The 20,827-nt window shown below is 50.3% G+C and carries 18 protein-coding genes; 11 read left to right on the top strand and 7 right to left on the bottom strand.

Annotated elements, in window-relative coordinates:
- Positions 1-48: 48 nt before the first annotated feature.
- On the top strand, positions 49-399 hold the full coding sequence (locus ACYVSB_RS11570) for a hypothetical protein (RefSeq protein ID WP_461219505.1): 351 nt from the start codon (positions 49-51) through the stop codon (positions 397-399).
- Between the two features lie 7 nt (positions 400-406).
- On the opposite strand, the gene ACYVSB_RS11575 is transcribed toward ACYVSB_RS11570, so the two are convergent.
- Complete coding sequence (locus tag ACYVSB_RS11575) at positions 407-868, bottom strand: hypothetical protein (protein ID WP_461219506.1); 462 nt, start codon at positions 866-868, stop codon at positions 407-409.
- 503 nt (positions 869-1,371) lie between these two features.
- Here ACYVSB_RS11575 and ACYVSB_RS11580 point away from each other — a divergent pair.
- The 3 genes from ACYVSB_RS11580 (at position 1,372) to ACYVSB_RS11590 (ending at position 4,356) form a co-directional block, all read left to right on the top strand.
- The gene (locus ACYVSB_RS11580) at positions 1,372-3,228 is read left to right on the top strand and encodes a heavy metal translocating P-type ATPase (RefSeq protein ID WP_461219507.1); all 1,857 of its coding nucleotides are present in this window, start codon (positions 1,372-1,374) and stop codon (positions 3,226-3,228) included.
- Positions 3,229-3,420: 192 nt separating this feature from the next.
- Positions 3,421-3,651 carry a hypothetical protein gene (locus tag ACYVSB_RS11585; RefSeq protein ID WP_461219508.1) on the top strand — a complete coding sequence of 77 codons (231 nt, stop codon included), beginning with the start codon at positions 3,421-3,423 and terminating at the stop codon, positions 3,649-3,651.
- 426 nt (positions 3,652-4,077) lie between these two features.
- Positions 4,078-4,356, top strand: coding sequence for a hypothetical protein (locus tag ACYVSB_RS11590; protein ID WP_461219509.1), 279 nt, complete (start codon positions 4,078-4,080; stop codon positions 4,354-4,356).
- Positions 4,357-4,418: 62 nt separating this feature from the next.
- On the opposite strand, the gene ACYVSB_RS11595 is transcribed toward ACYVSB_RS11590, so the two are convergent.
- Entirely contained in the window at positions 4,419-6,401 is a 1,983-nt protein-coding gene (locus ACYVSB_RS11595; protein WP_461219510.1) for a Cna B-type domain-containing protein, read from the bottom strand.
- A gap of 695 nt (positions 6,402-7,096) precedes the next feature.
- On the opposite strand from ACYVSB_RS11595, the gene ACYVSB_RS11600 reads away from it, so the two are divergent.
- Entirely contained in the window at positions 7,097-9,025 is a 1,929-nt protein-coding gene (locus tag ACYVSB_RS11600; protein ID WP_461219511.1) for a hypothetical protein, read from the top strand.
- A 204-nt stretch (positions 9,026-9,229) separates the two neighbouring features.
- Here ACYVSB_RS11600 and ACYVSB_RS11605 read toward each other — a convergent pair whose 3' ends face one another.
- The 3 genes from ACYVSB_RS11605 to ACYVSB_RS11615 all read right to left on the bottom strand — a co-directional run bounded on the left by ACYVSB_RS11605 (position 9,230) and on the right by ACYVSB_RS11615 (position 14,378).
- Positions 9,230-11,974 carry a bacterial Ig-like domain-containing protein gene (locus ACYVSB_RS11605; protein ID WP_461219512.1) on the bottom strand — a complete coding sequence of 915 codons (2,745 nt, stop codon included), beginning with the start codon at positions 11,972-11,974 and terminating at the stop codon, positions 9,230-9,232.
- A 106-nt stretch (positions 11,975-12,080) separates the two neighbouring features.
- On the bottom strand, positions 12,081-13,445 hold the full coding sequence (locus ACYVSB_RS11610; RefSeq protein ID WP_461219513.1) for a hypothetical protein: 1,365 nt from the start codon (positions 13,443-13,445) through the stop codon (positions 12,081-12,083).
- A 567-nt stretch (positions 13,446-14,012) separates the two neighbouring features.
- On the bottom strand, positions 14,013-14,378 hold the full coding sequence (locus ACYVSB_RS11615; RefSeq protein WP_461219514.1) for a DUF488 domain-containing protein: 366 nt from the start codon (positions 14,376-14,378) through the stop codon (positions 14,013-14,015).
- A gap of 147 nt (positions 14,379-14,525) precedes the next feature.
- Between ACYVSB_RS11615 and ACYVSB_RS11620 the strand changes: the two genes are divergently transcribed.
- A complete protein-coding gene (locus ACYVSB_RS11620) occupies positions 14,526-15,185 on the top strand; it encodes a DNA-3-methyladenine glycosylase (protein ID WP_461219515.1) in 660 nt (219 codons plus the stop codon).
- Positions 15,186-15,557: 372 nt separating this feature from the next.
- Positions 15,558-16,349: a hypothetical protein gene (locus ACYVSB_RS11625; protein ID WP_461219516.1), complete on the top strand. Its 792-nt coding sequence runs from the start codon at positions 15,558-15,560 to the stop codon at positions 16,347-16,349.
- Positions 16,350-16,497: 148 nt separating this feature from the next.
- Here ACYVSB_RS11625 and ACYVSB_RS11630 read toward each other — a convergent pair whose 3' ends face one another.
- On the bottom strand, positions 16,498-16,689 hold the full coding sequence (locus tag ACYVSB_RS11630) for a hypothetical protein (RefSeq protein WP_461219517.1): 192 nt from the start codon (positions 16,687-16,689) through the stop codon (positions 16,498-16,500).
- Between the two features lie 244 nt (positions 16,690-16,933).
- Between ACYVSB_RS11630 and ACYVSB_RS11635 the strand changes: the two genes are divergently transcribed.
- On the top strand, positions 16,934-17,152 hold the full coding sequence (locus tag ACYVSB_RS11635; RefSeq protein ID WP_461219518.1) for a hypothetical protein: 219 nt from the start codon (positions 16,934-16,936) through the stop codon (positions 17,150-17,152).
- A gap of 177 nt (positions 17,153-17,329) precedes the next feature.
- Positions 17,330-18,763 carry a C69 family dipeptidase gene (locus ACYVSB_RS11640; RefSeq protein WP_461219519.1) on the top strand — a complete coding sequence of 478 codons (1,434 nt, stop codon included), beginning with the start codon at positions 17,330-17,332 and terminating at the stop codon, positions 18,761-18,763.
- Between the two features lie 282 nt (positions 18,764-19,045).
- On the opposite strand, the gene ACYVSB_RS11645 is transcribed toward ACYVSB_RS11640, so the two are convergent.
- Positions 19,046-19,225 (bottom strand): hypothetical protein, encoded by a 180-nt coding sequence (locus ACYVSB_RS11645; RefSeq protein WP_461219520.1) that lies wholly within the window; start codon positions 19,223-19,225, stop codon positions 19,046-19,048.
- A gap of 167 nt (positions 19,226-19,392) precedes the next feature.
- On the opposite strand from ACYVSB_RS11645, the gene ACYVSB_RS11650 reads away from it, so the two are divergent.
- Together ACYVSB_RS11650 and ACYVSB_RS11655 are read left to right on the top strand one after the other, a co-directional pair.
- Positions 19,393-19,965: a TetR/AcrR family transcriptional regulator gene (locus ACYVSB_RS11650; protein WP_461219521.1), complete on the top strand. Its 573-nt coding sequence runs from the start codon at positions 19,393-19,395 to the stop codon at positions 19,963-19,965.
- 135 nt (positions 19,966-20,100) lie between these two features.
- Positions 20,101-20,451 carry a hypothetical protein gene (locus tag ACYVSB_RS11655; RefSeq protein WP_461219522.1) on the top strand — a complete coding sequence of 117 codons (351 nt, stop codon included), beginning with the start codon at positions 20,101-20,103 and terminating at the stop codon, positions 20,449-20,451.
- Positions 20,452-20,827 lie beyond the last annotated feature (376 nt).

Consider the following 20,827-nt stretch of genomic DNA (forward strand, 5'->3'; position numbering starts at 1 on the left):
ACTGGTGTCGCCAATTTAAACCTTGTATCCGCTAACCACGGTCGTCAATTGCGTGGCTCTCCATCAATTGGCAACAGCTTGCCAGTCGGCGTGAGTGCTCAAACGTCTGTTAAAACGTTGAGCGGCTGGAGCGGAGAAATTCGGGGTGAGATCGCCGTGAAATTGGTCTTAGTGGCTTTGCCACTTAGACCAAGGCCTGATTTTGAGACAAGCCGCGCACTTTGCGGATTGGCTCAAAACAGCGCCCACAGCGAGCTCACCCCGAATTTCGCAGCGCAAGCTGCGGCCATCATTGAAACGTGCCCACAACAACAATGCAAAAAAGCAGTCACGCCAAAGTCGCGCGACTGCTTTTCATTTACTGTTCCCTTTTGTTCGCCAAATCACCGCAAGAACTGACGAGTGATTAAGTCAGATGATCGACTTCGATCTTAACCGTTTCCGGCAACAACTTAGCCAACGTTTTCAACAGCACTTCTAATCCCTGATTGAAATTCATTTGAATCTGCTGAGCGTCATTGATCACAAACACAATGATCACCCGCACTTTACCATTGGGCAGCGTGACCGGCAAGACCTTCAAAGCCGTCACCGTGGAGTAATCCACCACCCGGGAGAAGAGCCCGCTGGTAACCAACCGTTTCGACCCGATCCCCCCAACACCATCCATAAAATTCAAGGTGAAAAAGGCGGCCAATAAAATCACGAAAGCGAAATTATTGATCGGTTCACTCAAGGCCCAGCCACCGATCAGCAGACTGAAAATCAGCGGCGTGTACTTATAGCGAGCCCGGATCACGATCTGGGACTGCCAGTAGATCCCAAAGAGCATGCTAGCCAGCAAGGCGGCAATTAATAGATAGATCATCATCGGCGCAACACCTCCGTTACTTTTCTACACATCTAATTCTACACTTATCCCCGGCAAATATCAGCAATTCTGTTCAAACTCCGCCAATATCGGCCTTTAGTTGGAGAGGCGCCGCGCTGGAACGCGGATCAGGCGATGATTCTCCTTCTGCCCAGCAAAATCAGCGCAACCGTGGTATACTGAGGTTGATTAGATAAGCTTCGATTGTCAGAAAAATAAATTATTTCTAATTATTTCGTTGATCTCGGTTACGGTGTTTTTCTAGAAGATAAGCGACATAAAATCCGGGATTGTTCTAAATAGGTTGTAGACAATCTTGTTCGTTTATCGACGAAACCATTGTCATATCAACGTTTATCACCATTTTGCTTAAACGATTTATAATCAGATCATTTTTAGACTCATTCTAATTTACATCACAATTCTTCTATGCTATACTGACGATGAACAGGTCAGGATGGCTTTTTTTAGTTGGACTGACTTCGAAGGAGGAAATTTTTATGGCACATCAAAAAAAATTTCTGACGGTTTTGGCAGTCGGATGTGTGGCTTTGATCACACAATTTCTGTTTCATCAGCCAATCGTAGCACAAGTTATCGTCACCGTGATGGGGGCGATTCTAGCCTTGTCCATGTTTGTGGAAATGGTCAAGACTTTGAAATCAGGCAAATACGGCGTGGATCTGCTGGCGATCATGTCGATCGCCGCGACCTTAAGCGTCGGTGAATATTGGGCCAGCTTGATGATCCTGGTCATGTTGACCGGTGGCGATTCATTGGAGGATTACGCCGCCAACAAAGCCGGTTCCGATTTGAAAAATCTCTTGGACAACTCGCCGTCCATCGCCCACGTTCAGGAAAATGGTGGTCTAGTGGATAAATCCATTGATGACGTGCAATTGAATGACATCGTGGTGGTCAAACCTGGTGAAGCCGTGCCCGTGGATGGGATCGTTACCGCCGGCTCAGGGAGCTTTGACGAATCGTCGATGACTGGTGAGTCAGTTTTGATTCCCAAGAAAGTCGGCAGTGACCTGTTATCAGGGACGGTCAACGGCGACACTGCAATCACCATGCGGGTCACCCACTTGGCCGCCGATTCGCAGTATCAGACGATCGTCAAATTGGTCAAGGAGTCCGCGGACAAACCCGCGCATTTCGTGCGGATGGCCGACCGTTACGCTGTGCCTTTCACGATTATTTCCTTGGTGATTGCCGTTGTAGCTTGGATCGTTTCCGGCGATCCCCATCGCTTCGCGGAAGTGCTGGTTGTCGCCTCACCATGTCCGTTGATTTTGGCGGCGCCGGTGGCCTTGGTTTCCGGGATGAGCCGCTCCAGCCGCAACAGCATCATTATTAAATCAGGGACCAGCATCGAGAAACTGGCCAAAGCTAAAACAGCCTTCTTTGACAAAACCGGGACGATCACCACAGGGCGTTTGAATGTGATCGCCGTTCACCCTGAAGCTTGGCTGTCCGAGGCCGAATTTATCGGCGCGTTAGGTAATTTGGAGATCCAGTCGAATCATATTTTCGCCCGGGCGATCGTCCGCTATGCCAACGAACAACCTGATTTCGCCGCGGCGCAAGTCGATGATTTCAGCGAAGTCGCCGGTCAAGGTGTCCAAGGTCGCTTCGCGGAACACGAAATCAAAGCGGGCCGCGCGACTTTCATCGCCGCAGCCCCAGCAGAAGTCCAATTAAATGAAGGCGAATCCGTGATTTTCATGTCGATCAACGACCGCTTCGCCGGCTATGTCACCTTGGCCGACCGGATCCGCACGGAAGCGCCCCAAACCATCAAAACGTTACGGCAACAAGGTTTGTCGCGGTTGGCCATGTTGACCGGCGACAAGCAGGAAACCGCGGAACACATTGCTGCCCAAGTGGCGCTGACCGAAGTCCACGCGGAATGTTTACCTCAGGAGAAAATCCGCCTGATCACCGAAGCGCCGGCCAGCGACCGACCAGTGATCATGGTCGGTGATGGCGTCAATGACGCGCCGGCCCTAGCCGCCGCTGATGTGGGTATCGCCATGGGCGCGAATGGCGCCAGCGCCGCCAGCGAATCCGCCGACGCCGTGATTTTGAAAGATGATATTTCCAAAGTCGCCACCGCCGTCGAACTGGCCCGCGATACCATGAAAGTAGCGCGACAATCCGTGATGATCGGGATCATTATTTGTACCGTGCTCATGTTGATCGCCGCCACTGGGGTGATCCCAGCCTTGTTTGGCGCCATGCTCCAAGAAGTCGTCGATACCACGTCGATCCTCTGGGCGCTGCGGGCGCGGATGTCCCACGAGAAGTTGAACAAGCAGACGCCACCGGCACAACACAAGACGGAAACGGCTTAGCTCACCTGTAACGTCATGAAAATCAGACGAGGTTAAAACAGAAGTACGCCTATTAAAAAGCAATCGCATGAAAAATGCGATTGCTTTTTTGCAACGTGTTCGCCAGCCCAGCTTCTTCCGCTTAACTACGTCAGACCTCTGGAAGTGCCCTCATACTCAAGACACTCACTGGGTGAAGGCCGACTGATTCGGTTGATTCATCCAGAATTTATCTTGGTTTATCTGGCAAATTATTCTGGTGTCGCCAATGTAAAGCTGGTAACCACTAGCCATGGCCGTCAATTGCGTGGTCCCACATCAATTGACAACAGCTTGCCAGTCGGCGTGAGTGCTCAAGCGCCTATTAAAATGTTGAGCGGCTGGAGCGGAGCGTGGCGTTGGTGGTCTGTTTGTTCGTCTGGCGGAAGGTCGGGCTGGGGGTGAGTCAGCCGCGATATTATTCTTGGCGGCTTTGCCGCCTAGAATAAGGCCGAGTTTTGAGATTTTCGGCGGGTTTCCGAAAAGCTCAAAATCGTGCCCGCCGCGTTCGAAACAGAGTGTGCAACGCAATGGGTTGCTTTTGAGCACGACTAGCGATTTTGCTGGATTGATGCAGTCAATCCAGTGAAATTGCGTATCGGCGCAGAAAGCAATTGCGTGGAACACGTTTCCACCACCCCCAGCCCGACCTGGAGCCCCACCACATCTGCCAACCACCAACGCCACGCGCAGCGCAAGCTGCGGACAAACTACTTTGACTAAGCCAATGCTCAAAGTCAATAAGAGACTCATTAAGTGAAAGCAGACCAATTTGGTTGATTCATCCAGAACGTGTCTTGGCTTATCAGACAGACTGCGCTGGTGTCACCAATGCAAAAACTGGTGACCACTAACCACGGTCGTCAATTGCGTGGCTCCCCATCAATTAGCAATAGCCTGCCAGATGGCGAGAGTGCTCAAGCGGCTGTTATACCGTTGAGCGGCTGGAGCGGAGCGAATCGGGGTGAGATCGCCGTGAAATTGGTCTTAGTGGCTTTGCCACTTAGACCAAGGCTCAGCTTTGAGATTTTCGGGTGGGTTTCCGAAAAACTCAAAGTGACGCCCACAGCGAGCTCACCCCGATTCGCGCAGCGCAAGCTGCGGACATAATTAAACCATACCCACCACCCCAGTGCATGAGCATTAGCCGGGGTAGTGAGCACTCTTTTCGCTTATTTCGTCTGTTTGTGGCGGATCAAGCTGACGATCCCCCAAATCACTAGCGCTAATAATATCACGCCAGAAACCAGTAGATTAGCCGGCATTTGGCTTTCACCTGCTTGCGGTAACTTGCCTGCTTGACCGGGACGTTTGTCCTCAACAGTTTGGTCTTTATCTTTGTCTTTGTCTTTGTCTTTAGCACCTTGTGTGTTGGTCAAAGTGATCGTATTCCCCTCGGTCTGCACGCTGGCCTGATAATCAGGTAGCTCGGTTGCTTCCGTCATTGAATATACGAAATCTTCGCCTTGGTTATTGAACTTCGGCAGATAAACGTCAGTGCCATCAGTCAAGCTAACTTGACTGACTGTTTTTCGCCATTGGTCGGCCGCCGATAAGGTCACGGGTGCCGAAGTCGTCCAAGCCGTCTTATCAGTAGTTTCGCCGCGGGTCAAATGAACTTGAACTTGATCCGGGCGTTGACCCAAATGATTGTTCTGATCTTGCCACAACTTGATTAGGCTTAATTCAACGCCGGGCGCTTTGATTGATGGAATCGGGAAGTCGAACTGTTCCTGACCTTCGCTGGTTGGATCCAAGGTGGTCCGGCCATTGGTCAACAGCCAAGTTTCCGGCTTGAAGTCGCTGGCTTCCGTATCGATCCGTACTTGATAGGTCAGGGTCAACTGTTCGTTGGCGCCTAATTCGAGCCCGGTCATCTTGATCTGACCATTCGACGCGCTGACAGCCACACTGTCCGTCAACAGCTGGCTCGGCTCAGCCACCCAGTTGCCGTTAGCGTTTTTAACTTGGCCAGTCAGTGACCAACTACCGTTATGCTGCGTAAAATCGCTATTCAACAGTAAATCATTGCCCAAGGGATCGATCACCGTACCGTTGGGGATCGTGTCATCGATTTGGGCGGAAATGCTATCTAAGGCTTCGCTCAAATCGGAAAGATCGTCCTGAATCTTCCGGTAGCGTTCTGGCTTGGCGGCAATATTACGATCTAAGTAGTCGCCTCGTTTCTCTGGCTGAACCCCGATCGAATAGGTTTCGATGCCTGAATGATCACGCACATCGAGGATCGTGCCCATCGTATTTTGGACGATCTCCGGCGTCTTTGCATCAATCAAATAATCCTTGGATTTAGACTCACTGGAGCTAATATAACTGGCAATCAGCGGCATCATGGTCATCGTTGGATAGCTCGTTAATGAGTCGATCTGATAGTCTGGACTATTAACAATGTTCTTGCCGGGAACACTGGCGCCCCGGTCGTTCATCGTATAGGCCCGGTTAGCTTTGCCGTCACCAACATGGATCATGACAAAAGTATTGGCATTGCCCGCGGCCCGATCCGCTTGCAATAGTTGCTGCCCTCTGAGCAAGCCCGCCTGCATAAAGGTCCCGGACGACGGCAAGTTAGGGTCCTTCAGAAAACGATCAATGGCCGCCTTAGCACCAGTTCCAGTGTAAAAGCCTGTGGATTGCACCTCGCGACTATAGGCAACCACGGCCAATCGCACTTCGCCAGCCGCTAAGTAATCAGCTAACCCATCAATAAAATCATTGACGCCAGCGATGGCATTGGCTTGTTTCTCACCCTCCATCGTACTGGAGTAGTCCATCACGATCGCGATATCCACCGGTGTATTGACAACCTGCGAGTTCCCCCGAATTGCCAAGGACACGTCAAATAACCCTTGAGTGCTGGTTTCCTTAACCGACTTCTTCACTGAAGCTGCTGGTTTGACGTTCACACCATTGCGATCATAACTGGTGAAATGTTCCGCATCACCACCAGTATAATTCCACGTGTCTGCGCCACTCTGATCCAGATCCGCTTCCCCGTTACTCAGCATCGTGCCATTATTTTGGTCATATCTGAATGCGCCGATCGTCGTCGCTGCTGCTGCCTTTTGAACCTGCGTGCCACTGGCCACCCCGACCAGTAACAGTCCGGCCAACAATAAGTTCCGTACTATTTTCTTCAAAAAAAGCCACTCCCTTACAACCCAATTCACCTAAATGCCACACTGCCACAAAATTGACCCCTACCAACAAAAAAAGCGTTCTCCAACTCGAGAACGCCGCGATTCACCAAAATATGTCGATCGCATTTTTTCACAGCGAAACCGCTGCTGATCAGCGTTAACGATGGTCCTTATGATCATTGAACCGACTGCGAACTGATCGAAAAAAATTATCAACCAATCAGTCAATCAATGCAACCCAAGTTTACCAAATCAGCGGTCAAACAACAAGCGCCAACCCATATTTTAGGCGGTATGATGTCCTGTTCGCACTGACCACTGCCTAGCAGTAGCTAACATTCCCAAACATACCTAGCATTCGGACCGCAACATTGGCAAGGCCATCGAAATTCCTTTCTCCGACACGATGCGACCAAGAGCGAAAGCACTCATTAGTAAAGGCTTTCTAACATATTATCTCAAATAAATCGTGTGCAAGGTTTCGTCTCTGCTCCTCAAATCTTGACCCATCACCGTCCCGACCGACCAGTTTCGCAATTTCTCCGCCGATTTCCCGCTAGAACAGCTTACAGTCGCGCTAAATTATGCTAAACTTAGGGATAGTTACTTTATTGTGGGAGACGCTGGGGAAACCGTTCGCATAGCCAAAATAGCTCAATTACCCAGCTTGAATTCAAAGTTAAGGCGGAATTTTTATGAAACTTTTCGGCAATCGTACCAAAAAAAACGAACCTGAAATCACTCCATCTAAGCCAGCAGTCGCCCCGGTGACGCCAGCGCGCTTGGCTGAACCGCAAACAGCCACCCCAACAGTGCCGGCACCAACTGCCGTTTCTGCGTCAACACCGACTGCGGTCCTAGCGCCAACTCCGGCACCAGCCCAAAAGTTGAGCACCCATGACCAACGGGTGGCTTTGGAGGCACAACTGACACAGATGGCCAGCGATTATCGGCAGGTCAAGACCCAGCTGAAGCAGCAATTATTCGCGGAGAAACAGGAAAATCAAACTCAGCTGGCAACGATCCAACAGGAATTGGCCACCTTGGAAACTAAAGCGCAAGCGAATGCGGCCGAAATTGCCCGGCTCAAGGCGATCAGCGATAGCGAAGATCAGGCGGCAATCGATGACCTGGCCGGTGAGTTAGCGGCCTTGGCCCAAACAACGACGCAGGAACAGACGCATTTGACCGGCGTTCAGAAAGAAATCGACGCCACGACCAAAGCGATTCGCCAGGTTGTTTTGGAAATCGATGAGAACGAACAGACCAGCAATCAACTTTCCAACCAGATCAAGGCCGAAACCGATCTACAGAAGATGTACGAATTGATGGCGGCACAGAAGCCTCAAGTCGACGCGCTCTACAAGAAGCGCGGCCGGTTGGTCAGTACCCGAGAAGAATTGAACGATAAATTCAATCAACTCAGCAACCAGCGCGATGAATTAGCGGCCCGGGTCAGCCAGCTCAATCAACAAAACAACACGAAAACAGGTCAGCAGAAACAACTAGAGACGGCTCTGGCCAACAAGATCGCGGAACGCCAACGAGAACTGACCAATGCGGAAAATGCCGGTCAACGTTTAGACCGGCAGATCACCACCGCTAGCGGTCAAGTCGCAGCTTTGACCGCCACCATCGCCGGACTGCAAGACCACGTTACCGAACTATTTGACAGTCCCTATTTACTGCGCGCGATCCAATATGACGCGCAGCGCGATCATCTGGTTTTCACCCCAGAGTTGACCAACCGGGCTAGCACGGAACTAGCTTTGTTGCGCTACTTACAGACGACCTTGCCCACCGCACCAACCTTATTCACGGCGACTTATCAGCCAGCAGGCGCCGCAGCGGTTACCGAGGTTTTGGCACAAGCGGGGTTGACCGGGATCACCGTGATCGACCTCTACGACCAACTGCAACGCAGCGGCGAGGATACCGCACCACAAGTCGAATTACCCCAAAACGAAAACTGGATCCAGCGAGTTGATCTGGAGCACCATACCACGTCGATTTTCGACAAGGAAGATCATTTATTGATGACCATCCATCAAACTGACGGCGCCATCACTCAGATCGACTACTTCACCAACGACCAGAAAGTTCGGAGCAAGCAATATAATCCGGCGGGTCAACTATCCACCAGCGCGCAATTTGATGAGGATGCCCAGTTGACAACCATCGATTTCTACCGCATTGATGGGACCGTGGTCTTGACCAAGACGCTGACCGCCGGCAAAATCGAGTCGTTGCAACTGTTCGATGCTCAAGGTTTGGTCACCCATGTTTTCGCCAGCGAAGACGAATTAACCGCTTGGTGGCTGCAACATTACTTAGCAGCACAATCCCAGACGCCAGTGCTGCTTGGCGATATTCGAACCGGTTTCTACACGGTTCTTGCTGAGCGCCAACCAGATCTGACGGTGATTCCCGTCCTGACGAATTTGCGACCGGAGAGCAAGTCTTTGCAGAAAGTGTTGCGCCACACGCCGGCATTTCGCCGCTTTCTCGTCCAGACCGACCAAGATTGGCAAGCCTTGGCCGCAACCACCGACCGGGATTTGGAAGTCGACCTGATCGAAAACACGCAACCAACTTTGCCGAAGAACCTTAGCACGCAAGATTAATTCACTGAGCGATCAATTTAGGCCAACAAAATCAGATAATCGTATCAGCCAAACAACAAAAATAGCCAGCCCATTTCGGGCGTGGCTATTTTTGTTGGTGTCTTGGGACGGCGGTGTTCGACTTGCTGGGAGGAAACAAGGGGAACGAGAATCGTTAATATGGGTTAGCTGCTCATGATTTGGGACGGCTTAACTTTGCTGCGGCTAGCGTGGCTTGACGATTTTCCACAACCCACGGACAACCGCGAATCCGGTCAGTAACAGTGCTAGCGTTCCCAGGGCTGTCAGGACAGAAGCGTGGCGCTCATTTGCTTGCGGTAAGACCGGCCCCTGCTGGTCATTTGCTTGCGGTGTCCACGGTGTGCTCGGCAAATCGGGTTGCGGCGTTGGGGTAATCAAATCTGGTGTCGCCGGGTTTTGCGGATCTTGCGGCTCGCTTGGCGTGACTGGATCAGGCACCGTTTCCGGATCCGCTGGGGCCTCTGGTTGTTCCGGCGCTTCGGAATCGCCCGGGTTCTCTGGATTTACTGGTGTTTCTGGTTCCTCCGGTGTTGGCTTCTCTGGTTGTTCTGGGGTTGGTGTTTCTGGTTCTTCTGGGGTTGGTTTCTCCGGTTGTTCTGGTGTTGGCTTCTCCGGTTCTTCTGGTGTTGGTGTTTCTGGTTCTTCCGGTGTTGGCTTCTCCGGTTCTTCCGGGGTTGGTTTCTCTGGTTCTTCTGGTGTTGGTTTGTTTGGTTCTTCCGGTGTTGGTGTTTCTGGTTCTTCTGGTGTTGGTTTGTTTGGTTCTTCCGGTGTTGGTTTCTCCGGTTGTTCTGGGGTTGGCTTCTCCGGTTGTTCTGGAGTTGGTGTTTCTGGTTCTTCTGGTGTTGGCTTCTCTGGTTGTTCCGGTACTTCTGGCGTTTCTGGGTCGACTGGTGGTGCTTCTAAATTGTTGGCTTCCACGGTCAACGTCACAGTGCGCTGATATGGCGTGCCGCCATTTAGCGCCGCGGGAATCGTGAAAATCACTTGATAAACGCCGGGTTTAGCAAGATCAACGCTGCTGGCGTCAACGTCTAGATCCTCCAACGACAACGCGATTCCTTGGGCGGTCGCACTGTCAAAGTGAGCGGCTGGTGACCAGGCTTCGTTGGCTTTGATGGTCAAGTCGTGGGCGACGATTGTCGTTAGTTGGTCAGCAACCGTCAAGTGGGACTTGAATTTTTTGTCATCATAAGTATAGGTAACTGTATATTCACCAGTTTTCTTCACGACCTCTGCTTCCGTATACTCCTTGCCGTTGTAGGCAGAGGCGATCGTCACCTTGATCTTATTCTGATCAAGATCCAACTTCGCCAATGGCACTTCTGCGCCTTCCTTCGTGCGAACTTGAGTTAAATTATCTTTGACGGTCCAAGCGCTACCCCGCGCGATTTTTCGGTCTTGGGTTCGTAACATTGGGTGGTAAACAGCCGTAAAGGTTTGGGGTTCGTCAGTGACCCGATAAGCGAGTGGCTCTTTTTGGTCGACATAACCGGCGTAGGAAGGGTATTTATAGTATCCTTGTTGGTACAAATCAGGATGTGCTGCCGTCACAAAGCGAACGTCACCAATGCTTTTCCCGTTCTCATCAACACTTTGAACAAACACACGCTCGCCGATCAGATCGGTGTCATGATAAGGAATGATTATCGTCGCCACTGGCTGATCTGTTTCACCGCGCTGATAGAGGTTGGCGAACATCGCATAACGGTATTTGTGCGGCAAATCAGTCTGCCCAGCAAACTCCGGCGGTAATCCGGGATAAGCTTCTTGCTCAGCCAGACCTTCGTAGGTGACTTTAAACCCTGATACACTGCCATTACCTTGAGCAGCGCCGTTTTCATAGACGCTGATTTTATTCTGGGGGCGACCTGCAGGCATCGCCAAGTCTAAACGCTGGTATTGATTGAAATTAAGTTGGGGCACGTCAAACTGGCGTTCTAAGGTTTCACCTTTTACCGGTTTGATGACCCGCGCAAGGTCGTAGGTTTCGGTGGTTTCTCCCTTTAGGACCCCGGTGTTGTTAGTCACAACTATCTGACCTTTGTACTTGAATTGTTGTAGTTTTTCCTGTCTTATTCCAGAGAAATCACCAATCGAATTGTTACTGATATCGAGGGACTTAAATTGAGGACATAAAGATTGAATAAAGAGTAACTCGTCTGTGCTTTGAATTTGGTTGCCACTGACATCAATCGTTTCAAGGTGACGCAGATTCACCAACGGAGTCAGCGAGCGAATATTTCCCCGGCGTTGTGGTTGTCCCAGACCTTTGAGAACAATTGACTTCAGATTGACGGCCTTTCTTAACCCGTCCAATTCATATTCGCCATTGGGTCTGTACTTCGGCACCAATTCCGAAGAGAAGGGCGCAAACTCGCCCGGATCGGTCATTGGTTCATTACTGAGCCATTCCAATTGGGCCATTTCCTCGGAGTGAATTTGATCCACCGAAGTCACGGCCACACCTTGGCGTTGAAGATTATTCAGCACCAATTGCTGGAGCTCGCGGTTAGGCATCCAAATGTTGATCTCTGGCTGGGCTTGAGCAGCTCGTGTGGTTACCGCCGTTGCAGTGGATGAATCCGTCGGGCTGTCCGGCGCTACGGTTGTTGCCTGTGGGTCCGATATTTCACCGTTTTCGATCGCGGTTTCCTTGGTCTCGTTTCGTCCGCTTGGTGACTGTGCCGCCGCGGATTCGTTCTCGCTCAAGGCTGCTTGTGCGTTCGCCAACGCCGCTTGTTCACCTAACAAATTGTTTAACAGCGCGTCTGCTTTTGCCTGCTTCGCCGTGCTTGTCGGTCGACTTGCCCCCGCAGCAACAGCGAGTTGTCCGTCTGCGGCCGCCACTGTCGCCGTTGTCAGCGGTGTGCTGAATAGCAGTGCCGCCCCGGTCATGCTTAGGATGAGCTGATATTTTTTCGTCTTCATTGTCTTCCCCCTGATCCTCACCAGCTGTTATCGTTGCGAAAAGCAAATCGTTTGGCCCGATTTAGATCTTCTCTCCGAAATAACTGGATGAGGTGTGTGATTAAGATTATTCTTTGTTACTTTTCTGTTGATGGATCGTTACCAGCCCAGTTAGGCCCAGTCCAGCCAAAGCCGTCATGATCAGCCCCATTAGTGGTGCGCTGACCGTGGTGGCCTCACCGGCTTGTGGCAACTGTGACCCTTCAGCCAACTGTGCCGAAAAATGCGGAAATTGCACGTGGTTGACGGCGTCGCGTTGGCTGTCGGGAACTGACACAGTGCTGTCAGTACCTTGGTGGTTGCCTGTTTGGCCGTGTTCAGAGTTGTTGTGACTGTCATTATTCTGTTGCCCTCCTGTTAGCTCATCGCCATTTTCGGTGTTCCCACTGTTCTCGGCGTTTTCGCTGTTCTCGCTATTTTCATTATTTTCGCTATTCGCAATATTTTCGGCATTATCCGCTTGGTTGTTGCTGGCTTGGTCATCATTATTTTCGCCGTGATCACTAGCGCTTTCGTCGCTTGGATTTTCGTTGCTTTCATTATTGACGTCTTGGTTGGCATCTTGGTTATTGCTGTTGGCGTCGCCGTCGTCGGAATCTCCAGTGTTTTCATCTGGCTGGGCTGGACCGTCTGGCGTCCCAGCCGCATCGCCGGTGCCTTGGTCGGTTGAGCCGTCATTATCGGTACTTTCGTTGTTGGCATCTTCCCCGTCGGTACCTTGATTATCAGTACCCGGCTTATCAGTAACTTCATCACCCGCGTCTTGATTGTCAGTGCCTTGGCTATCGGTACTTTCGTTGTCCGTATCTTGATTGTCAGCGTCTTGGTCAGTGTTTTGGTCATCAGTGTCTGGCTTATCCGTATTTTCATTGTCGGTGACTGAGCCATCTGTCCCTTCATCACCAACATCTTGATTGTCGCCGCTTTCGTTGTCAGAATCCTCGCTATCGGCTTCTGGGCTATCATTGTTGCCAGGGTTGACGTCTGGATCGGGTGTGTTTTCATTGGGATTTTCTTGGTCATCGGGACTTGTTGCTGCATCGCCATCATTTATTTCAGGTGTGTTTTCAGTGCCGACGTCTTGATTGTCAGTATTTTCATCGCCAGCGTTTTGATCGTCTGGGGTGTTGGCGTCACTTTCTTGGTTATCGGGCGCTTCGGCACTGAGGTCAGTATCGCCAGCGTTTTCGTCACTAGCGTCTTCGGAGTTGTTCTCTTGATTGGCGTTACTTTCGGGTGCTGATGTCTCGTTTTCGCCACCATTGTCGGGTAACTGGAGCTCATCAGCTTCTTGTGTTTCTGCGGCAGCGGTCACCGCAGTGGCTGCCTCGTTATGCGTGGCTGCTTGAGCAGTCGTGGGCCAAATCGCCACACCGGCCATCATTGCTAAGGCTGCCAGCGCCGCACCAGCCCGAAATTTCTTCTTCTTCAAAGGGATTCCTCCTGTATAAAATATAAATTCATTCATTATTTGTTCTGTCCTATCACCACCACGATTAGCAGCGAATCATTGAAGCACCCGGCACATCTAGGGCGGAAGTTATCATATCAAGTCGAATCAAAAAACGCAATATGCATAATGGCATGAATATAAATACAAAGTTATGCTGGAATTTTCTTTTCACATTTTCACGATTAATATTTATCCAATTATTCTCGTAATAAAATACATCGCACTCCCGCTCGTCTTTGGGTCGCGCGGTGCCTCACAAATATTGGTCTAACCAATCAGCTGGCTCATTGTCGCGCTAGAACCTGATGCTGCCTAGATAGACAGGTTGTCCCTGTCCGGACAAGTGGCCCAGGACCAGTCAAAGTTTGTGCATGCTACACAATTTTTCCGGAGCCACTGCTGACTGTAAATAAATTTCAATGCCACAGCGCGGACATCAGAAAAAATATTTTTTCAGACACAAAAAAACACCACCAAGTTCAACTTGATGGTGGCGGAGATTACAGGTAGACTAGGCTTGCCAAGTGGCCCGTTTTAGCGTTATGCTCAATTGGTTGTCAGTTTCGTTTGTAAATAGGCCAACAACACTTGGGCCTGATTATCCTGCTGATCCTTGGCACCATATAACAGCACCACATCGCCTTGGGCCAATTGCGCCTTGATTGTTGCCAGAAACGCTGGAAAGTCGGGATTGGCGGCCAATTCCGCCTGATAGCGTTGCTGAAATTCGGGAAACTTTTCTGGATCATGATTGAACCATTTCCGTAATTCGGTGGTCGGCGCGATTGCTTTGGCCCAGAGATCCAACTGGGCCTTGTCTTTAGAGATTCCCCGGGGCCAAACGCGATCAACTAAAATGCGATAAGTGTTGGGCACCACTGGATTTTGATAAATGCGCTGAATCGTTAACATGCGCTCACTTCTTTCTGGCAGCAATTTTGGCCGCTGACCCTACTCGCGCGCTCGGTTGCGTTCCGCCGAAACCGCAAGAGGATCAACCGCTCAATTGACTAAGCCTAACTGATTTGCCAACTCCAATGATAAGGACTTGACTGAAAAATGCAACTAATGCCCCCTATTACCAGCCCTCGCGGCTTAGATCCCGCCTTTTTCACCGGTCGGGACACGCTGACGATCACGCAAGACTTGCTGGGAAAATTACTGATTTACGATAGTCCGGCCGGTCAAGTCGGCGGATACATCGTCGAAGCAGAGGCTTACTTAGGCGCGGCTGATCCTGGCGCTCACGCTTACCAGAACCGGCGCGTGCCTTCCAACGAACCACTTTATGGCCCGCCAGGCACGATCTACATTTACGCTATTCGCGGCTATTATGATTTCGATGTGGTCACCCAAGCGGCCGAGGAGCCCCAAGGCATTTTGATTCGGGCAATTGAACCGGCGATCGGCCTGGATTTGATGCGGCAAAATCGCCCTCACCAACCAGACTTGAACCTGACCAGCGGCCCGGGGAAGCTAATGCGCGCCCTTAACATTCACGACACGAAACTGAACGGCTTAGATTTTCATGAAAGCCCGTTGAAAATCATTTCGCAGGCCAGTCGCACCCCGGCCAACATCACAACCACCGCCCGAATCGGGGTCCGCACCGCTACAAATTGGACAGATCACGATCGCGTTTTCGTCACGGGAAACCCTTTCGTGTCCAAAATGCGGCAGCGTGATTATAATCTAAACGATTACGGATGGATAAGTTAAGTCATTGATACCAATGTTTGTACCGATTTTCACGTTTAAACATTTTGAATATTTTTTGAAATATAAATTGTTCTCAACCTATTTAGGTGCTATAATAGGTTCTGGGGAAAAGCGAGACCAGCTCGTGGGCAGCGAGCCAGTCAAACTTGATAAGTTTAAAAATACATTATTGGGGATTCAATCAGAACGCGTTATTTTCTGAGGTTTTCAGAAAATAAGTGGGATGGTCGGGTCTCTTTTTCTTTTTTAAACATGCGTGTTTCATGATTATTTCGTTGGGGAACGTCATTTTCTCTACTTCGTGGGAGACGAAGCGGATCGACTACACCGTCAAATCGGTTTGGATTGATCAACTAAGGAGAAAACTAAGCAATGAAAACTCGCAATATCACCCTGAAAAGATCCCATTTGGTTACCGGGATCGTCGTCACTGCCGCTGTCGTTTTAAGCTCATTATCTTTGGGCACGAATCTGACCGTCGCGATCAGTGAAGATACGTCCGAACCCACGATCTCCGCGCAAGCTCAGGTCGCGTATCAAACAAAACAACAAGAAAAATTAGAGCTGAGTAAAGCAGCTAGTCAGAAGCAAGCCGCTAAATTTGTTGCAGCCAAAGCAGCAAAAGCAGCCAATAACAACGCCAATGAACAAGCTGCAACTGGTACGACCAGCAATACAGCGGCCACCCAAACGGCCAGCACAAACAACGCAACTAACGGCAATCCGACTACGGGCAGTCAAACGGCTGCGACATCAACCTATCGCACGTCCACCAGCAGTGCCTCGTCACAACAAGCAACGGTTACCAGCGGTTTGAATCTGTTTGGTCGACATTTTGCGATTGGCGGTTCCTTCACAGCGACTGCCAGCAATAAAGTTGTCCCCACGGATAGCGTTTATCGTTGGTCTTATCTGCCTTCTGTGATCCTCGTTGACGCTGGCAATGTTGCCGCGCATAACGCGGTGGTGCAATTGGGTGTCGGCAGTCATGTGGTGATCGATGGTCAACAATTGACAGTGACTGGCATTTCTGGCGAAGCTTGGTCAACACTCAACAATAACATTTATGACACGGTTGCGCGGTTGAAGCAGCACCGGGCCGTGATTCAGACTTGTATGAGTTCTGGTAGTGATCCGTTTATTCGTCATATTTTCTTGGACTAAGCCGATTCTTTTCTCTTGAAAAATGGACCGGCTGGCACCGCGCAAATTGCGCGGTGCTATTTTTTTGTTCGCATAGGCAGATTGTGCTGGTAAAAGTAGTTTGGCCGCAGCTTGCGCTGCGAAATTCGGGGTGAGCTCGCTGTGGGCGTCACTTTGAGCTTTTCGGAAACCCACCGAAAATCTCAAAGCTGAGCCTTATTCTAAGCGGCAAAGCCGCTAAGAATAACGACACGGCGATCTCACCCCGAATTTCTCCGCTCCAGCCGCTCAACGTTTTAACAGCCGTTTGAGCACTCACGCTGACTGTCAAGCTATCGTCAATTGGTGGGGAGCCACGCAATTCACGGCCGTGGTTAGCGGTTACAAGCTTTACATTGGTGACACCAGCGTAGTCTGTCTGATGAACTGAGGCAAGTTCTTGATGAATCAGCTGAATCGGTCGGCTTAATCAGCTGAATTCGGTCGGCTTCCAAACCAATGATTGTTAAGGAAACAAGCAGAGAGTGTTCAGCCTACGCAAAATATCCCGGTCTTCTAATCCAAATCAGTTGGCATTGTCGTACCACCCCCAAAAGGGCGATTGTTTGACCTCTCGCTTGCAAAAGCACTTCGTCAAATCCTTCGCCTCGATTGCAGATAGGCGCAATTCTGCCCAGCAACCGCCTCAGGACGTGTGGCTCAGCGGTGAGATTATTCTTAGCGATTTATCGCTTAGAATAAGGCTCGATTTGAAGACAAGCCGCGGGCTTGCGGATTGGCTTCAAACGATGCCCACCGCGTTCCAGCCACGACAAACGTCCTGAGGCGGTTGCGTCACCACCCAAACCCACCCCACCTGCAATCAAGCACAAGATCAAATATTGCGCGTACATCCTTCACCCGAAATCCAGTCGAACTTTCCCCGAAAATGTGCTATCTTTATGGTGTACGAATTTGGCGCTTTAGCGTCAATCATTTTTTCAGCAGATGGAGGTTATTTCATGTCCGAACAAAATATCGAACGTGCTTGTACGACGATTTTAGTCGGGAAAGACGCCAGCATCGACGGATCCACAATGATCGCCCGAAACGACGATACATTCCACGCCGTAGCGCCCCACCGATTCTATATGCATCCAGCGGTTCACGGTGAAAAAGGCCGGGTGCTCAAGTCTTATCTCAATGGGTTCCAAATGGAATTGCCTGAGGATGGCTATCGCTATCCGGCGGTCCCGAACGTTGATTATCAGAAGCTGGGGTATTATGACGAAAGCGGGATCAACGAGAAAAACGTCGCCATGAGTTGTACCGAAAGTACTTATGGCAACGAGCGAGCCTTGGCCTTTGATCCATTAGTTAAGGACGGTCTGGACGAAGACTGTATGCAGACGGCGGTTTTGCCTTATATCGACTCGGCGAAAGCTGGGGTGGAATATCTGGGCAGTCTGATCAAGAAATTCGGCTCGCCGGCGGGAAACTCTGTTTTATTCGGCGACAAGGATAACGTTTGGTACATGGAGATCGTCACGGGCCATCATTGGGTCGCCCAACGGATTCCCGATGACGCTTATGTGATCGCGGCGAACCAAGTGGCGATCCAACAAGTCGATTTCAATGATCATGACAACTTCCTTTGGTCTGAAGGGATCCAAGATTATGTTGAAGAACACCATTTGAATCCAGACCAAGCTGGCTGGAACTTCCGCCATATTTTCGGCACGGACAATGAAAAAGATCGGCATTATAACACGCCGCGGGTTTGGTATGGTCAACATATCTTGAATCCGGAGATCGACCAAGACCCTGAAAGCAGCGATTTACCGTTCATCTGCCGGACGAGCCACAAAATCTCACCTGATGATATTGAATATATTCTCGGTTCCCATTACAACGAAACCCCTTATGATCCCCTAGGCAAGGGCGCTGACGCCGATAAGTATCGTTATCGGCCGATTGGTTTGAACCGGACGCAAAACTCGCATATTTTGCAGATCCGTAATGATGTGCCGGCAGAACACGCCGCAGTCATGTGGTTGTGCATTGGCTACCCAACCTTCAGCCCTTATCTGCCGTTTTACACCAACGCCACTGACACCGCCCCGTCTTACAGTGATGTTTCTCTGGACTTCAATTTCAAAGAGGCCCATTGGATGTACCGGGCCTTGTCTGTTTTAGTGGAATCTAATTACAGCCATTTCGTTCAAGATGATCTGGATTACTTGAAGGAATGTCGCCAAGAGTTGCGCGCCCAGATCGCCGCTGTTGACGCCCAAGCCGCTAATTATTCTGGCGAAGCGCTGACCGCCTTCTTGACGGAAAAGAACCACGAAACCGTGGACATGATGCGGACCAAGACCGAGGCGTTCATGGGCCACCTGTTCACCAAGGGCATTACCTTATCGCGGTTAACTTTCAACATGGATCGCAATCTGTAAGCCCACGATTCAAAAAAATGAGAGCGAGAAAAGCAGCCGTTGCCGGCTGCTTTTTTAATGTCGCCATGACCCTGCTGGTTTGGCGCGCTGGTTTCTTGCGCGGGTTTGGCGTGTTGGTTTCTCGTGCTGGTTTCTCGTGCTGGTTTGGCACTGGTTTCTCGTGTTGATTTCTCGTGCTGGTTTGGCGCTAGTTTCTCGTGTTGATTTAGCAAACAGGTTTCTCATGCCGGTTCCAAAGAGCATATTCGCCGGGCGCAAACACGGACCCTGGATAAAGTGATTTTATTTTTTCTCAGCGTGATAGGGTTTCAGCTCAGCGGCAGTATAATAATCTTGTTGAACGCCACTAAAGCGAACTAAGATGCGATCGTGGGTTTGATCCAAATAGACCACCACAGCTACCAATGGCGTTGTTCCCAGCGTTGCCCAGACTAAATCACCTATTTTATAAGTTTGTTCCATCAAATTGACCTCCCAGTCGTGAAGTTATTGAGTCTTGCGCTCACTTCAAATAATATAATAAGCAAAGTAGCGGGGCAGCTCAATCGGCGATTCCCGCCATTCGTTCAATAATCAACGGATGGGATAAACTGTTGATTAACCGGCGATTATTCTTAAGAGGTGTTTTCATGGTCAAAGCAACCGATCTTCGGGTAGTCAAAACCCGCCAAGTCATTCAAACCACTTTTGAAGCTCTCCTAGTGACGCAACCTGTCAATAAAATCACGGTCACTGCTTTGGCTCGACAAGCGCGGATCAACAAGGGCACGTTTTACTTACATTACGCCGATATTTTCCAATTGTACGAACACATTCTGGCAGAAACAGTGACCGAAATCGTGGCTAGTTTTCACGATTATCCCGCCCTCTTGACCGATCAGCCCAGGTTCATCCGTCAATTTCTCTTTGGCCCGGCGCCCACGCCGACAGCCAGCCAGCTGGCGATCCTTAAACCTGATAATTTGCGATTCGCGCGGAACTATCCGCATATTTTTATTGACGCTTTTCGCGACGCCATTTACGCCAACACAGCGTTGACTCGCTCCCGCGATAATGACTTGCGTCTAGAATTCGTGCTCAATGGCATGTTGGCGATTCTGATCGATCCCCAGCTGATCGACAAAACCAACGCTACCCAAGTTGATCAAACTGTCAACACCTTGATTCCAGTAGTCGCCGCCCTCTTTCCCCAGCGAACGTAACCGGATTTCGGCTGACGAGCTGGGCGACTGACGCCATTTGCGCCAGTGCAAAATTTCCCGCTCCGGCCACTGGCAATCTATGATAGGATAAGAGATAGATTTAGACGCGCTTGGCGTCAGTTGGAGGAAACACTCATGCCAAAAAACCAAAAAGTAGATTACACCGCCATGGTCGCCAGTGCCGTGGTGATGATGCTCCTTTATTTCCTGATCGACCCCCACAGCAAAATTTGGTCGACAATCATCTTGATTCTATTGATCATCTTCGTGGCGACGATCCAAAGCGTGCGCAAGGCCTCGCAGCGCGCCAAGGTCAAACAGGTCTTGGCGACCAAACGGATCCGCCGCAAGGACTTGGCTGAAGCCGCAAACATCAGCAAGATCGAACTCAACGATTTCGTTGACGCCGGTGTGATGGCCAGCAAGAAGCGTTACCGCTTGGAAGCCCTAATCGACCGGAAATTCCCCGACCTTTTACAAAAATAGCGCCAACTAGCCAGTCAGGATCGTCGCTGACTGGCTTTTTTTGACGTGATCCACACGCTAGTTCAAACATGGTGAGCGTTGTTTGGAACTGATTTAGACGTTTGATTTCTATTCTTGAATCTGCGCTTGATTGCAGGTGTAGTGGGTTTAGGTGGTGACACAACCGCCTCAGGACGTTTGTCGTGGCTGGAACGCGGTGGGCACTGTTTTGAGCCAATCCGCAAGACCGGCGGCTTGTCTCAAAATCAGGCCTTATTCTAAGCGATAAATCGCTAAGAATAATCGGTTCTTTCTATGGTTTGGCGAATGGCAATATTTGACCACAGGATTATAATGGTGGTGAATATTTGAGGTGATATTTTGAACATCGAAACAA

Source organism: Lapidilactobacillus salsurivasis (assembly GCF_054785215.1).